This is a genomic window from Streptomyces sp. NBC_00286, from assembly GCF_036173125.1.
In the GTDB taxonomy this organism is placed as follows: domain Bacteria; phylum Actinomycetota; class Actinomycetes; order Streptomycetales; family Streptomycetaceae; genus Streptomyces.
In genome coordinates, this window is record NZ_CP108054.1 from 2,270,146 (window position 1) to 2,284,716 (window position 14,571).

The following is a 14,571-nucleotide window of genomic DNA, read 5'->3' on the forward strand; positions in this document are numbered from 1 at the left end:
GGCGCGGTGACGACTCAGGTGATCATTCTCAACGGTGGTTCCAACTCGGGGAAGTCCGGGATCGTGCGGTGTCTGCAGGCCGTACTGCCGGATCCGTGTCTGGCGTTCGGGTGCGACTCGTTTGTCGATGCGATGCCCGCGAAGATGCAGTCGTCGGACGAAGGGATCGTGTTCGCGGCGGACGGCGGCGTGAGCGTCGGGGCGGATTTCCGAGCGTTGGAGGCGGCCTGGACGGAGGGCGTCGTGGCGATGGCCCGTGCGGGGGCCAGGGTCATCATCGATGACGTCTTCCTCGGCGGAGCGGCGTCCCAGGAGCGGTGGCAGAAGGCTCTGGGTGAGATGGCCGTGTTGTGGGTCGGGGTCAGGTGTGAGAGCGCGGTCGCCGCAGGGCGTGAGGTCGCACGAGGGGATCGCATCCAGGGGATGGCTGCGTCGCAGGCTGATGTGGTTCACGAGGGCGTGGTCTATGACCTGGAGGTGGACACGACGCATACCGAGTCTCTGGTGTGTGCGCGAACCATCGCCGCCCACGTCAGTTGATAGCCGGATCAGCTCCCGCTGCCCTGCATCGAGGCGAGATGCCGTTGGCGAATCCCGGCGGCAGTGCGAGCGCATCGCCCGACGCTCCCGGGCCCCCGGTAGGCAGTCGCGGGAATGTGACAGTCGGCCGCCCGTCTGTCACATTCCCGGGACAGACCACCTGGCCCGCGAGGATTCGCCGACAACAACTCGAGGCGACGAGGAGCACAGGTTGACGACCCGTCTGGGTTCACTGAACGAGTTCTGCTGGATGGACCTCAAGACCCGCGACTTGGCCGGCACCGCCACCTTCTTCTCGAGGACGCTGGGCTGGCGGTTCGCGGTGGATGAGGAGGACTGGCGCAGGGCCACCAAGATTGCCGTCGGTGGCCATCTGATCGGCGGGGTGAGTGATTTGGCGAATCCGGTCTATCCACCGGATACGCCTGCCCACATCGCCTACTACTTGGCAGTCGACAACGTCGATCGCCGCGTCGAAGCGGCGGAGGCGAACGGCGCTCGCCTTGTCGTGCCACCATTCGACGCGGGCGATCAGGGCCGCATGGCGACATTGATCGATCCGGTGGGTGCCGCCTTCTCGCTGTGGCAGCCGCACCATTTCGCTGGATGGACGTTCCCGCCCCGCTTGGCCGGTGCACCGCATCGTATGGTCCTGGCCTGCGATCGGCCTGACAAGGCCCGGGGCTTCTACGAGGAGACGACTGGCGCCCCTCTGACCTGCGCCGATTTCATCGCCACAGGAGGATCCAGGGCATCCGCCCCGCAGTGGGAACTTGCGGTCGGGGTCGGGGATTTGGACTGCGTCGTCGCCCGCGCACACGGCCATCGCCACGGCCAGGACTCGGTTGCCTGGTCCGACGAGGCCGGGCGTCGTGTTGTGCGGTTGAGCAGCCCGGAGGGGCTGACCTTCCAGGTTCGTCGCCTGGAGCCGTGACTCGGTCATCGACCATCGACCGAGCGGCGTGCGTCGGGAATGAGTCGCCGCCCTCAGCTAGCCGTACGCCGGATGCGTCCCGCGTAGTGCTTTTCCAGTTTCAGGTTGCTTTCGAAGCCGCCGGGGACGTTGGCCGAGACGTAGACCGGGGGGCGGTGGCCGGTGGTGAGGAGGAGGGAGGTTGCCTCGGCTACCGCCATTTGGATCAGTAGGACGCCGGTGAGGGTGGACAGGGCGCATACGGCGCCGCCGTCGGGGAGTTCGAGGAGGGCGTCGCCTCGGGGGGCCGCGTTGTCGAGGACTACGTCGGCGAGGTCGGCGAGCTTAGCGCCGCTGGGGTGGACGGCGGGGACCGCGCGGGTGTGGGCTACCGAGGTGATGGCCAGGAGGCGGTGGCCTTGTTCCTTGGCGTGTAGGGCCATCTCCACGATCACGTTGTTCACGCCGGAGTTGGAGATGATGACGAAGAGGTCCTGGGGGCGCGGGGCGGCTAGGTCGTAGATCCGGCGGGCGACACCGAACTTGCGCTCCAGGAGCGGGTCGTCGAGGACGGCGGGGGCTTCGCCGCCGTACAGGACGAGGTCGGCGATGCTCAGCCGGTTGGTGGGGACCAGGCCGCCGGCTCGGCCCGCGAGCTCCAGGACGATGGCCTGGGAGTGGCCGGCGCCGAAGGCCTGGATGACGCCGTCCGCGCGTACGCAGTCGGCGATCAGCTCGGCGGCGCGCCGTACCTCGGTGCGCGCGGACTCGGTGATGCGGTCCAGGACCGCCAGGCTCTCGCGCGCGAACCCGTCGGCACTCACGGAGTCAGCGTTCACGGAGTCGACTGACACGGGGTACTCCCCACCGGTGGATTGAACCACCATCGCGTACAACTATGCGTGAATGAATAAAACACACGGGGCGGTGGGCGGGCAACATCCACCCCTGCGCCCACCCGCCCGCCCATCCCACGCTCACAGCAGCCCGTACCCGCCGAGTTCCCTCCGGTCCTGAATTTCAACTACGGAGTTATACGGTGGCTGTCACATTCTCAGCAGCGAGTCAGTAGCGACCAGCACCAAGGAGATCGGATGCCCCCGACGGACGTCACCTCTCTCATCCGCACCGAGCTGCCGCGACTGGCCGGCTCCCTGCGGAAGGTGGGCGAGCTGGTCCTGGAGGATCCGGCGGGCGTCACGCACTGTTCGGCCGCCGAGCTGGGCCGCAGGACCGGGACCTCGCAGGCTACGGTGACCCGTTTCTGCAGGGCCATCGGGCTCGACTCGTACCAGCATCTGCTGATCGAACTCGCCCAGGAACGTGGGCGCGGCGAGGTCTCCGACTGGGGCAGCGCCGAGATCGGCCCGGACATCTCTCCGGACGACGACCTCGAACGCGTCGTCCAGGTCGTGGGCAGCGCCGACCTGCGCGCGGTGCAGCAGACCATCGACCGGATCGATCTCGACGCGATGGAGCGCGCGGCCCAGGCCGTCGCCCGCGCCCGGCGCATCGACATCTACGGCGTCGGCGGCAGCGGCGCGGTGGCACAGGAGACCGAGACCCGGCTGTTCCGCATCGGCTGCTCGGTGCGCGGCTGGACCGAAGTGCACGCCGCGGCCACCTCCGCGGCCCTGCTCACCCCGGCGGATGTCGCCATCGGCATCTCGCACTCGGGCGCCACCCGCGAGACCATCGAGCCGTTCGAGCTCGCCAAGGAGCGCGGTGCCACGACGGTGGCGATCACTTCCGATCCGCGCTCGCCGCTCGCCAAGGCCGCCGACATCCGCCTCGTCTCCACCTCCACGGAGACCATCTTCCCCGGGCGTACCGGCAGCATCGGCGGCCGGCACTCGGTGCTGGTGCTCATCGACTGCCTGTACGTGCGGGTCGCCCAGCTCTCCTACCAGCGGGCGAGCGCCTCGCTGGCGCTGACCGATCACATCACGCCGCAGCATGCGGTGAAGTCTCGCCGCAGCCGGTAGCTCCGCTGGAAGCGCAGTTATTTGGCTGCGGGTCGGTGGGGGCTGGTCGCTCCCCCACTCTCGGCTGCGCTCGAGCGGGGGACCCCATCGCGGCGGAGCCGCAAAAGTCACGGCCCCGCCCCTCTATCGGGGCCTGCGGCCCCTCAAGCGGGCGCTTACCGCACCGGAAATCGCCAAGGCCGCGTAGGCGCCCTGCATGGATGAACCACCAACAACACCCATGCATGGTTGTTTGAACCAACCCCCCGGTGTCAGGATATGGCTCCCCCGAGCCCCCTCGTAGGAGCCCCATGCGCGTCACCTCTGTCGAGTCGACCGAGCTCTTCGTCGGAACCGCCGAGCAGCCGCGCCAGGTGGTTGCCGTCGAGCTGAGCCACCTCCCCGGCCGAACCGTCCGCCTCACCGTCGAGGGCCCCGGCGTGACCGGCGAGACCGAGGCCACCACCGCCGAGGACGGCACCGTACGCGCCGAGATCCCCGTCGCCACCGATCTCCCTGTCGGCGACCGTCGCGAGATCACCATCACAGCCAACGACGGAGACCAGGGAGACCAACTCGCCCACCACACCGCCGAGTTCACCGTCGCCGAACCCGGCTGGACCATGTTCATGGTCAGCCACTTCCACTACGACCCCGTCTGGTGGAACACCCAGGCCGCGTACACCGAGACCTGGGACGTCGCCGACGACCCCGCCTCCACCGGCCTACCGGCGCGCACCTTCGACTCGCGCGGCCAGTCCGGCATGAGTCTCGTCCGCGCACACTGCGATCTGGCGCGGCGCGATCCGGCGTACACCTTCGTGCTCGCGGAGGTCGACTACCTCAAGCCGTACTGGGACGCCTTCCCGGAGGAGCGCGCCTTTCTCCGCGAACTGATCCGCACCGGCCGCGTCGAGATCATGGGCGGTACGTACAACGAGCCCAACACCAACCTCACCGGCGCCGAAGCAACCGTACGCAACGCCGTGTACGGCGACGGCTTCCAGCGAGCCGTCATGGGCGCGTCCCCCGAAACCGCCTGGCAGTTGGACGCCTTCGGGCACGATCCCCAGTTCCCGGGACTGATGGCGGACGCGGGGCTGAGCTCCAGCTCATGGGCGCGCGGGCCCTTCCACCAGTGGGGGCCGACGCTGTCCGTGTTCGGGGAGGAGCCGAGGGATCCGAACCGGATGCAGTTCCCGGCGGAGTTCTCCTGGATCGCTCCTTCGGGGCGCGGCCTGCTGACCGCGTACATGGTCAACCACTACGGGGCGGGCTGGGCGATCGACAACGCGCCCACGCTCCCGAAGGCCGAGCAGGCCGCGTACAAGCTGTTCAAAGGGCTCAAGCAAGTCGCGCTCACGCGCAATGCGCTGCTGCCGGTCGGCGGAGACTACGCGCCGCCCTGCCGCTGGGTGATGGACATCCACCGGGACTGGAACGCCCGTTACGTCTGGCCCCGCTTCATCAGCGCGATCCCGAGGGAATTCTTCGCCGCCGTACGGACGCAGCTCGACGAGGAAGGCCGCAAGGCCTCCCCGCAGACGCGGGACATGAACCCCGTCTACACAGGCAAGGACGTCTCGTACATCGACACCAAGCAGGCGCAGCGGTACGGGGAGGCCCTGCTCGCCGACGCGGAGGCGTGGGCGACGCTCGCCTCGATGGTCACCGGGCATCCGTATCCGGACGCGGCGCTCGACAAGGCGTGGCGGCAACTGATCTACGGCGCGCATCACGACGCCATCACCGGTTCCGAGTCCGACCAGGTTTATGTCGATCTGCTGACGGGCTGGCGGGAGTTGTACGACCTGGCCGGCACGGTGCACGCCGACGCGACCGACGCCCTGGCCCGACGAGTCGCCCAACTCCCCGGCGGCACCCCGGACTTGGTCGTCTTCAACGCCGCCACCCGCGAGCGGCGGGACGTTCTCACCGTGGCCGACCCGGGTCTCGTACCGCTCGACGACACCGGTCTGCCGCTACCCGCCGTACGCGACGACGACGGCCAACTCCGCGTGGTCGTACCGCAGGTGCCGGGCATGGGCCTGCGCGCCCTGCCGCTCGCCGAGGGCTCCGTGGCGGGGTGGACGCCGGGCGAAGGGACAACCATCGGCAACGAGTTCTACGAGGTGACCGTCGACCCGTCGCGCGGCGGGGGCGTCAGCCGGTTGCGCGCCATGGCGGAGGGCGGCCGCGACCTGCTGCGCGCCGGGGACATCGGCAACGAGCTGGTCGTACAGGAGGAGTACCCGAGGCATCCACGTTTCGGCGAGGGCCCCTGGCATCTCACGCCGACCGGCACGACCGTCGCCCGCAGCGGCGAGGTGACCGCGGACGTACAGGTCGAGCACTCCCCTGCCGGATCGCGTGTCACCGTCACCGCTGACCTCGGCCTCTTCCGCTACACCCAGCGGCTGTGCTTGTGGAAGGGGATCGCGCGGCTGGACGTGTCCACCACCATCGACGGTTACGACGGCGCCGACCGGCTCATCCGGGTGCGGTGGCCGTCGGACGTACGGGGCGGGCTGCCGGTACATGAGGTGGCGGATGCGGTGATCGGGCGCGGGTTCGGATTCGTGGACGTCGACAGCGAGCAGTTCCCCTGGACCTTGGACAACCCGGCCAACACGTGGTTCGGGCTTGGCTCCACCGCGCGGACCGAACTCCGGGACGACGCGGGCGCGTTGCTCGGGCACCGGTCGATCGGGGTCGCCGAGTTGATCTACGGTTCCTGGGACGAGGCCGGCGAGCTCGGGGCTCCGCTCGCGGCGGCCCTCGTCCGCGCGGGCGTCACGGCGACCTCGACGATCGCGGACGGTCCTCGGTACGGCGACCTGGAGGTGGACTCCAACCTCCCCGACATCCGTATCGCCGTCGGCGCCCCCGACCGCAACGCTGTGGTCGCCGAGGCGCTGGGCTGGGACCCCGCCGCCGGGCGCGAACTGCGGCGCCAACTGGCCGAGCGAGGTGTGGCGGTCGTGTGGGTCGCACCGCGCGCGGGGCTGCGCGAGGAGTGGGTGCCGGGGGCGGACCTCCGTGACCTGGAGCGGCTGCCGCTGCTCGTGGTGGCGGGCGCCCGCCCGGAGGACGACGCGAAGGCGGTCGCCGAGCTGGTGGCGGACCTGGAGGACGCGACGGTACGGGCCACCGCGGTCGGCGGTGGAGAGGCCCTGCCACCGGGTGACGCCTGGGACGGCCGCAGCTTCGCCATCTTCAACCGGGGCACGCCGGGCTGCGTGGTCACTTCCTCCGGCGACCTCTACATGTCCCTGATGCGCTCCTGCACCGGCTGGCCCTCGGGCATCTGGATCGACCCTCCGCGCCGTACCGCCCCCGACGGCTCGTCCTTCCAGCTCCAGCGCTGGTCCCACACCTTCGAGTACGCGGTGATGGGCGGCGAGGGCGACTGGCGCGAACTCCAACTCCCGCAGGCGGGGCATGAGTTCAACCATCCGCTGACGGCACGGTTGCGCACGGCCCCAGACCAGGCAGCGGACGACCCCGTACTGCCGAGGCGGACGGCTCTGCTGGCGCTCGAGCCGGAGGGCCGGGTACTCCTCGACGCCCTTAAGCCACTCGGCTCGCCTCTGGCTCGCGGCAGTGTGGCACCGGCCGACCCGGCGCGGGGCATCGCGGTGCGCATGCACGAGGTGTCGGGCCGGCCGGTGCGGGCGCGGGTGCGCGGGCCGGTGCCTTGGACGGGGGGCTCGCGGGCCGATGTCCTGGAGACGCCGGGGGAGCCGCTGGTCCCGGAGGACGGTGCGCTCGGCGTGGGGCTGACCGGGTTCGAGGTCGCGACGGTGCTGGCGACGCCCGAAGCCTCGGCGACCGGGCCCGGCCCGTCGGCAACAGCGGACCCCGCCTCAGCCAGCTCGGGCTCCCCCGGTACGACGCAGGGGCCCGGGATCGCCGCGTACGAACCCGCCCAGCCCGTCCCCACCCGGTACTGGCTGCACAACTCCGGCCCCGCGCCGCGCGGGAACATGCCCGTGACCGTGTACGTCTCGCCGAGCGCACTCACCGTCGACGGGCGGCGGCCCGTCACCGCGACCGTGCGGATCGCCTCGGAACTCACCGACGCACCGGTGTCGGGCGAGGTGACCCTGCACGTACCGCCCGGCTGGCTCGCCGAGCCCGCCCGACTGCCGTACGCACTGGGCCCCGGCGGCTTCACCCTCGCCGAGTGCACGGTGACGCCCGCCCCCGGTGCCGTACCCGGGCGGCACTGGCTCGCGGCGCGGCTGTCGTACGGCGGGCAGGTGTACGAGGATGTCGTGGCCCTCGATGTGCCGGGCGAGGTCCGGGAGGGCGAGCAGGATGGGCGTACCGGCCCAACTCTCGTGTCACGGTTGGGAGTTGAGCGAGTCCGGGTGCGCAGGGGTGAGCGGGCGCGGGTTCCGGTGAGCGTGCGCAACACGACCCGTGGTCCGATCACTGGCACCCTGTGGGCCGTTTCCTCGTGGGGCACCTGGCCCGGGGTGGGACCTGGTTGCCAGGGGTTGACGGTCGCGCCCGGGGAGCAGGCGGAGTGCGCCATCGAGGTGGACGGCGGGGCGGTGCCACCGGGCTCGTACTGGCTGCTGGCGAAGGTGGCTTGGCACGGGCAGGTCGCTTACACCGAGGCGGTTCCGCTGGAGGTGACGCTGTGACGCATGGGCACTTGCCGGAGGGGGTCGCGGCGTTGGTGGGGGGCGAGGCGATCGCTACGGCGCGGGTGGACGCGCTGCTGAGAGCAATACCTCCGCGCGACGAGGTGCCCGGTCCGGATGCAGCGAACGGCGCAGACAAAGTCCGGTGCGACACAGAGCCCCATCAGGGGCGCGGGGAACCGCGCGACCAGCCACAGGCGGCCCGCAGGTCTCAAACCGCCCTCGCCGAGCGGCAGCGCCGCCGCTGGGCCACCCAAGTCGTCGTAGCCGACGAACTAGCCCACCGCGCCTGCGCCGAGCGCGGACTCACTCCCCCCGCCCGGGCGGAGCCCCACACGCTCGCCGTAGACGAAGCCGACGTCGCCGACCTCGGCAGCATCGTCGCAGTCGTACTCGCCTACTCCCCCGCCGCCCGCACCCTCCTGGCCCACCTCACAGACGAGCAGAACCTCCCCGAAGCAGCCGTACGTGACTACTACGACCGCAACCGGGACCGCTTCCTCACCCAGGACGCCCTACGGCGAGGAGTCGACCCCTTCAGCGGCGCGGCCCCGGCCGACTTCCTCCCGTACACGGACGTACGGGACGGCATCGCCCACGGGTTGCGCCAGGCGGCCGGCCGCCGCGCCTTCTTCGCCTGGCTGGACCGGGCCCGCGCCGATGTCGTCTACGCCGTCGGCCACGAACACCCCGGCGACCCATCACACCCGGACCACGAGCACCGCCACTGAGAGGCACTGACGGGCACCGCCCGGCACTTGCCACCAACCTACGCCCGACACCCGCCCGCCACCCACCCCTCCCCGACCCGACCCGGAACCCAAAAGCAACACAGCAGCCCATTGACCTCCGATGAATTCTGGTCCACATTTTCATCAATCGGAGTCCAAGTTGGTGAATTGAACCAGCAAACCCCGGCACATCCCCAGATACCTGTTCGCAGGAGGGCATCCCATGCGTGCGAGAAGACTGACCGGATCCGTGGCGGCAATCGTCGTACTGTCCCTGACGGCCGCCGGCTGCGGCCTCGGCGGCTCGGACGGCGGCGAGGCCACCGCCGGCGGCTGCAAGGTCGACGAGGGCAATGTCGGTTCGGGGGAGCTCACCGGCGACGTCAAGGGCGACATCACCTTCCAGACGACCAACGTGAAGAAGGACTTCGGGGACTACTTCAACGGCGTCATCAAGGCCTTCGAGAAGGCCAACCCGGACACGAAGATCAAGTGGATCGACGATCCGGGCGACGCCGAGTTCACCCAGCGCCTGGTCGCGGACGCCCAGGCCTGCACCCTGCCGGACGTGGTGAACATCAACGTCAACACGGCGATCGCGCTGACGAAGAACGGCTACCTGCTCAACCTGGACGAGAAGGCGCCGGACGCGGGCAAGCCGTTCACGGACGCGATGTGGAAGTCCGCCACGTACGCCGACGCCGAGGGCAGCAAGGTGCACAGCGTGCTGCCCTGGTACTCCGGCGGCATTCTGCAGACCTTCAACACCGAGCTGATGGAGAAGGCGGGCCTGGACCCGGCCAAGCCCGCGACCACGGTCCTCGGCCTGTTCGCCGACGCCGAGAAGGTCGCCAAGGCCTCCGACGGCGACTACTACGCCTTCCTCGCCAACCCGCAGCTGCGCATCCCCGCCGACTGGCAGCAGATGGGCATCGAGGTGAAGTCGGCCGACGGCAAGAAGTTCACCTTCGCCGACGACCCGAAGACCGTGCAGTGGGTCGAGGCCATGACCAGCCTCTACAAAGCCGGCGGAATGCCCAGGGACTCTCTGTCCTCCACCCAGGACCCGGCCAACGTCTACGGCCAGGGCAAGCTGGTCTACGGCCCCACCAACCCCAACTTCCTGCGCTTCATCCAGCAGAACAACCCGACCGTCTACGAGAAGACCGGCGTCGCCCCCTTCATGCTGGACGCACTCGGCCATACCGTCGGCGCCCCGCAGTACGTCGGTGTCGCCTCCACCAGCAAGAACGCCTCGACCGCGCTGGCCTTCGCACAGTTCCTGACGAACGCCGAGAACCAGCTGAAGTGGGCGAAGGACCCGAACGTCGTCATCTTCCCCTCCACCACCGAGTCGCTGAAGGACCCCTTCTTCCAGAAGGTCGAGGGCACCGACCCCTTCGCCGAGGCCCGGAAGATCGTCGCCAATGACCGCGAGACCGCCACGGCCGACGAAATCGCCCTCACACCGGGTGAGTTGAACGCCATCTCGGCCCAGATACAACTGGCGATGCAGGGCAAGAAGAGCGCCCAGGACGCCCTCGACGAGGCCCAGTCCAAGTCCAACGAGCTGATCGAGCAGGGCAGCTGACCCATGGCCGTACGCCCCCTGCGCACTCTCGACAAGGCGCCCGCCCCCACCTCCCCGGGGGCGGGCGCCCCGCGCCCCGGCGCTTCCCCCGCGCCACCTCCGCCGGGGCCGTTGCGCCGTGTCCTCCGCTCCGTGACGCCCGGCCCGGCGCCGGACGCGGGGGGCGCGGCGCTCTACCGCAAGTGGTGGCTGCCCTGGCTGTGGATGGCCCCGGCCGTCGTCGGCGTCACGGTCTTCGGCGTGTGGCCGTTCCTCAACACGCTCATCCTGTCCTTCACCGACGCCAAACCCCTCGGCGGCGCCGCGGGCTTCGTGGGCCTGGAGAACTACACCCGGATGTTCGGCGACTCGGACTTCTGGCTCGCCACCCGCAACAGCGTGCTGTACGCGGTGATCGTCGTCCCCCTGATGGTGCTGCTGCCGCTGATGCTGGCCGTACTGGTCGAGAAGAACCTGCCCGGCATCGGCTTCTTCCGCTCGGCCTTCTACACCCCCGTGCTCGCCTCCAGCGTGGTCGTCGGCCTGAGCTGGCAGTGGCTGCTGAGCGACCAGGGCCTGGTCAACACCTGGCTGCAGAAAGGCCACTTGATCAAAGAGGCCATCCCCTTCCTGTCCGACTCATGGCTGATCCTGCTCTCGGCGATGGGCCTGACGCTGTGGAAGGGCCTCGGCTGGTACATGATCTTCTACCTGGCCGCCCTCGGAAACGTCCCGAAGGAACTGCACGAAGCCGCCGCCGTGGACGGCGCGGGCGCCGTCCGCCGCTTCTGGCACGTCACCATGCCCGGCGTCCGTACGTCGATGATGCTGGTCGGCACGCTCACCGGCATCGGCTCGCTGCGGGTCTTCACCGAGATCTACATGCTCGGCGGCTCCACCGGCGGCCCCGGCGGCGCCGACCGCACGCTCCCCTTCTACATCCGCGACGTAGGCCTCGACCCCCTCACCGGCAACGCCGGCTACGGCGCCGCCGTCTCCGTAGCCCTGTTCGCACTCACCCTTGGCCTCACGCTGCTCGCCCAGCGCCTGACAAAGGAGGACGAGGCATGACGACTACGACTGCCGTCGTGAAACGCCGCCGCCTGATGCCCCGCTGGCGAGACTACGGCCGCCCCCGCGAACTCATCGTCCGCTACCTGCTGTTGCTGTTCGTCCTGGGCATCACCGTCGGCCCGCTGCTGTGGCAACTGCTGTCATCCCTCAAGGGCGCGGGCGAGGACGTCTTCGGCGCGGGCGCCTCCCTCTTCCCCCAGGACCCGTCCCTACGGGCCTACCGCCAGGTCTTCGACCAGGTCCCGGTGTGGACGTACATCAGGAACAGCTTCTTCGTCGCCGTCATCTCCATCACCAGCCAGCTCGTCTTCTCCACGATGGCCGGCTACATGCTCTCCAAGCCCGCCTGGAAGGGGCGCAAGCTGGTGTGGGTGCTGCTGATGGCGTCCATGATGTTCCCCTTCGAGTCGATCATGGTCTCGCTGTTCCTCAGCATCCGCGACCTGGGCCTGGTGGACAACCTCGTCGGCGTCTGGCTCCCCGGCTTCGTAGCCGCCATCAACGTCCTCATCATGCGCGCGGCGTTCCTGGCCGTCCCGCGCGAGATCGAGGACGCGGCGATGCTGGACGGGGCTGGCGAGTGGAAGCGATTCCGCTATCTGTACCTGCCGTCGGCATACGGCGCGATCCTCGTCGTCACCATCAACACCTTCATCAGCGCCTGGGACGACTTCCTCTGGCCCCTGATCGTCCTCCGCTCGGAGGACCACTTCACGCTGACGCTGGGTCTGGCGCGGCTGTCCTCCTCGTCGTTCGGGTACGACCAGCGGATGGTGATGGCGGGGTCGGTGATCTCGGTGATTCCGGTGCTGATTCTGTTTGTGATCACGCAGCGGTGGTTCTATCGGGGGGTTTCTTCGGGGGCCGTGAAGCTCTGATCAGCCCTCCATACGCAGGAGGGCTGGTACGGCGGTCAGGGCGGCCCGTGACGACTGGGCGACCCGGATCTCCAGCGTGCCGGGCGCGACGGTCGTCTCCAAGCCAGCGTCGACCAGGGTGAGTTGGTCGGCTTCGAGTGGGATGTCGACGGTACGGGACTCGCCCGGCGCGAGGCCGACGGAGCGGAAGGCACGGAGTTCGAGGGCGCGCGGCCAGACGGGGGTCAGTAGCCGCCGGACGTAGACCTGGACGACCGTACGCCCGTGCCGCTCCCCCGTGTTGGTGACGTCGGCCTCGACGGTGTGCCCCTCCCGTCCCGATAGGCGCGGCGGGCCGTACGCGAAGGTCGTGTACGACAGGCCGTGCCCGAAGGAGTACAGCGGCTCGGCGCTTTCGTCCACGTAGGAGCCGTACTCGGTGTCCTTGTGGTTGTAGTAGACGGGGAGTTGGGCCGCCGAGCGGGGGACGGAGACGGGGAGGCGGCCGGTCGGTTCTGCGTGGCCGAGCAGGACCTCGGCGATCGCGTCTCCTCCCCATGGGCCCGGGTACCAGGCGGTGAGCAGGGCCGCCGCGAGGTCCGCCGCCTCCGGGACGGCGTGTGGGCGCCCCTGCACCAGGACGACCACGGCGGGGGTGCCGGTCGCCGAGACGGCGCGCAACAGCTCGTACTGCGACTCGCCGAGCCGCAGCCCGGCGAGGTCGACGCCCTCGCCGCAGGTCATCTGCGAACTGGCCTGCTGGGCGGCCCCGTTGGTCGCGAAGTCGGTCTCGGGGGTACGGGCGCTGCTGCCGCCGAGTACCAGTACGGCCAGGTCCGCGGCGTCGGCGACGGAGACGGCTTCGGGTATGCCGGAGGTGTCGGCGCCGGTGAGGGCGCAGCCGCGGGCGTGGGTGATCTGCACCCCGGGCGCGGCGAGCAGCCGCAGCCCGTCGAGCACGCTCGTGCCGGTGCCGGGGCGTTGCGGGGCTGTGTAGTCGCCGAGTTGGTGCGCGGTGGTGGCGGCGTGCGGGCCCAGGACGGCGATACGGGTCGCGGTCGGGGGGATTGGGAGGACGTCGGCGTTGTTGTGGAGGAGGGTAACCGCGGCTCGGGCCAGGGCGGTGCTCAGGTCTCGGCCGAGGGCTGTGGGAGGGGAGGCCAACTGGTCTGTCGTATAGGGGCGTTCGAAGAGGCCGAGGCGGAATTTCAGGTGGAGGACGCGGGTGACGGCCGCGTCCAGGGTTTCCTCCCGTACGAGACCCCGCTCGACCGCCTCTTCCAGGTGCGTAAAGCCCTCGTCCCAAAGGCTCAGGTCGACACCGGAGTTGAGGGCGAGAGCACCGGCGGAGACCTTGTCGCCGGTGATCCGGGCCAGCCGGTCCACCGCCAACCCGTCCGCCATGACCAGGCCCTCGAATCCCCAGCGTTCCCTGAGGAGATCGGTGAGCACGGCGCGATTGCCGGAGCAGGGCATGCCGTCGACCTCGTTGTACGCGGCCATGACGGCGGCGGCTCCGGCCCGGACACCGGCGCGGGCGGCGGGGAGGTGGATCTCGTGGAGTTCGCGGGGGCTGAGCTCGGACTCGGCGGAGTTGCGGCCGCCGATGGTGGCGCCCTGGCCGGCGAAGTGCTTGAGCACGACGGGGGCCTTGTCGGGGGCGAAGATTTCGCCGGGGTTCCTGCCCTGCATGCCGCGTACGAGCGCCTCGGTGAAACGGGACGCGAGGTACGGGTCCTCGCCGAAGCACTCCTCGGTGCGGCCCCAGCGGGGATCGCGGGCGATGTCCAGTGCGGAGACCAGCGCCAAGTGCCCGCCGCGCGCCCGGAGTTCAGCTGCGGCGTGGGCCGCGGCCTGCTCGTACAGCTCGGGATCCCAGGTGGCGCCGACGGCCAGGTTCACCGGGAACACGGTGCCGTCCAGGGCCATGTGGCCGTGGGGGACCTCCTCGACGAGCAGGGCGGGTATGCCGAGCCTGCTTTCGTTGACGACGTGGCGCTGCACCAAGTCGGCGAGCGCCGCGCTGTCCGCGGCGTCGGCTCCGGTGACGTGGTCCACGCCCGACCAGGCGTCGGCGCGCAGCAGTCCGTAGAGGGCGCCGAGTCCGGCGAAGCGTTCGGTTTCGGCGTGGAGGGCTTCGGTGAGTTCGAAGCCGGAAGGGGTGCGGCGGTAGGCGTTCCAGCCGTACATGCGCTGGTTGAGCTGCCCCACTTTCTCACGCAGCGTCATTCGGCTGAGCAGGTCACGGACGCGGGCTTCGATGGGGGCGG

At 69.9% G+C, this 14,571-nt stretch carries 10 protein-coding genes; 8 read left to right on the forward strand and 2 right to left on the reverse strand.

The annotated features are described in order from the left end of the window. Positions 1-6: 6 nt before the first annotated feature. Together cpt and OHT21_RS10290 are read left to right on the forward strand one after the other, a co-directional pair. Positions 7-540: a chloramphenicol phosphotransferase CPT gene (gene cpt, locus OHT21_RS10285; protein ID WP_328767958.1), complete on the forward strand. Its 534-nt coding sequence runs from the start codon at positions 7-9 to the stop codon at positions 538-540. Between the two features lie 211 nt (positions 541-751). Then, positions 752-1,474 (forward strand): VOC family protein, encoded by a 723-nt coding sequence (locus OHT21_RS10290; RefSeq protein ID WP_328767959.1) that lies wholly within the window; start codon positions 752-754, stop codon positions 1,472-1,474. A 53-nt stretch (positions 1,475-1,527) separates the two neighbouring features. On the opposite strand, the gene OHT21_RS10295 is transcribed toward OHT21_RS10290, so the two are convergent. After that, positions 1,528-2,292: an SIS domain-containing protein gene (locus OHT21_RS10295; RefSeq protein WP_328774032.1), complete on the reverse strand. Its 765-nt coding sequence runs from the start codon at positions 2,290-2,292 to the stop codon at positions 1,528-1,530. Between the two features lie 255 nt (positions 2,293-2,547). Between OHT21_RS10295 and OHT21_RS10300 the strand changes: the two genes are divergently transcribed. The 6 genes from OHT21_RS10300 (at position 2,548) to OHT21_RS10325 (ending at position 12,322) form a co-directional block, all read left to right on the forward strand. Further along, a complete protein-coding gene (locus OHT21_RS10300; protein ID WP_328767960.1) occupies positions 2,548-3,438 on the forward strand; it encodes a MurR/RpiR family transcriptional regulator in 891 nt (296 codons plus the stop codon). Positions 3,439-3,728: 290 nt separating this feature from the next. Continuing rightward, positions 3,729-8,069: an NEW3 domain-containing protein gene (locus OHT21_RS10305; protein ID WP_328767961.1), complete on the forward strand. Its 4,341-nt coding sequence runs from the start codon at positions 3,729-3,731 to the stop codon at positions 8,067-8,069. Further along, complete coding sequence (locus tag OHT21_RS10310) at positions 8,066-8,800, forward strand: peptidyl-prolyl cis-trans isomerase (protein ID WP_328767962.1); 735 nt, start codon at positions 8,066-8,068, stop codon at positions 8,798-8,800. The genes OHT21_RS10305 and OHT21_RS10310 overlap by 4 nt, the downstream gene beginning before the upstream one ends. A 223-nt stretch (positions 8,801-9,023) precedes the next feature. Next, positions 9,024-10,391 carry an extracellular solute-binding protein gene (locus OHT21_RS10315; protein WP_328767963.1) on the forward strand — a complete coding sequence of 456 codons (1,368 nt, stop codon included), beginning with the start codon at positions 9,024-9,026 and terminating at the stop codon, positions 10,389-10,391. A gap of 3 nt (positions 10,392-10,394) precedes the next feature. Beyond that, positions 10,395-11,441 (forward strand): carbohydrate ABC transporter permease, encoded by a 1,047-nt coding sequence (locus tag OHT21_RS10320; protein WP_328767964.1) that lies wholly within the window; start codon positions 10,395-10,397, stop codon positions 11,439-11,441. After that, complete coding sequence (locus OHT21_RS10325; protein WP_328767965.1) at positions 11,438-12,322, forward strand: carbohydrate ABC transporter permease; 885 nt, start codon at positions 11,438-11,440, stop codon at positions 12,320-12,322. The genes OHT21_RS10320 and OHT21_RS10325 overlap by 4 nt, the downstream gene beginning before the upstream one ends. Here the strand turns inward: OHT21_RS10325 and OHT21_RS10330 are convergent, their stop codons facing one another. Beyond that, a complete protein-coding gene (locus OHT21_RS10330) occupies positions 12,323-14,530 on the reverse strand; it encodes a glycoside hydrolase family 3 N-terminal domain-containing protein (RefSeq protein ID WP_328774033.1) in 2,208 nt (735 codons plus the stop codon). Between the last annotated feature and the right edge of the window lie 41 nt (positions 14,531-14,571).

Excerpts from the sequence above, each read along its gene's own strand:
- OHT21_RS10300 (WP_328767960.1), top strand. The coding sequence starts at position 2,548 with ATGCCCCCGACGGACGTCACCTCTCTCATCCGCACCGAGCTGCCGCGA.
- OHT21_RS10305 (WP_328767961.1), top strand. The coding sequence starts at position 3,729 with ATGCGCGTCACCTCTGTCGAGTCGACCGAGCTCTTCGTCGGAACCGCC.
- OHT21_RS10315 (WP_328767963.1), top strand. The coding sequence starts at position 9,024 with ATGCGTGCGAGAAGACTGACCGGATCCGTGGCGGCAATCGTCGTACTG.
- OHT21_RS10320 (WP_328767964.1), top strand. The coding sequence starts at position 10,395 with ATGGCCGTACGCCCCCTGCGCACTCTCGACAAGGCGCCCGCCCCCACC.
- OHT21_RS10325 (WP_328767965.1), top strand. The coding sequence starts at position 11,438 with ATGACGACTACGACTGCCGTCGTGAAACGCCGCCGCCTGATGCCCCGC.
- OHT21_RS10330 (WP_328774033.1), bottom strand. The coding sequence starts at position 14,530 with ATGACGCTGCGTGAGAAAGTGGGGCAGCTCAACCAGCGCATGTACGGC.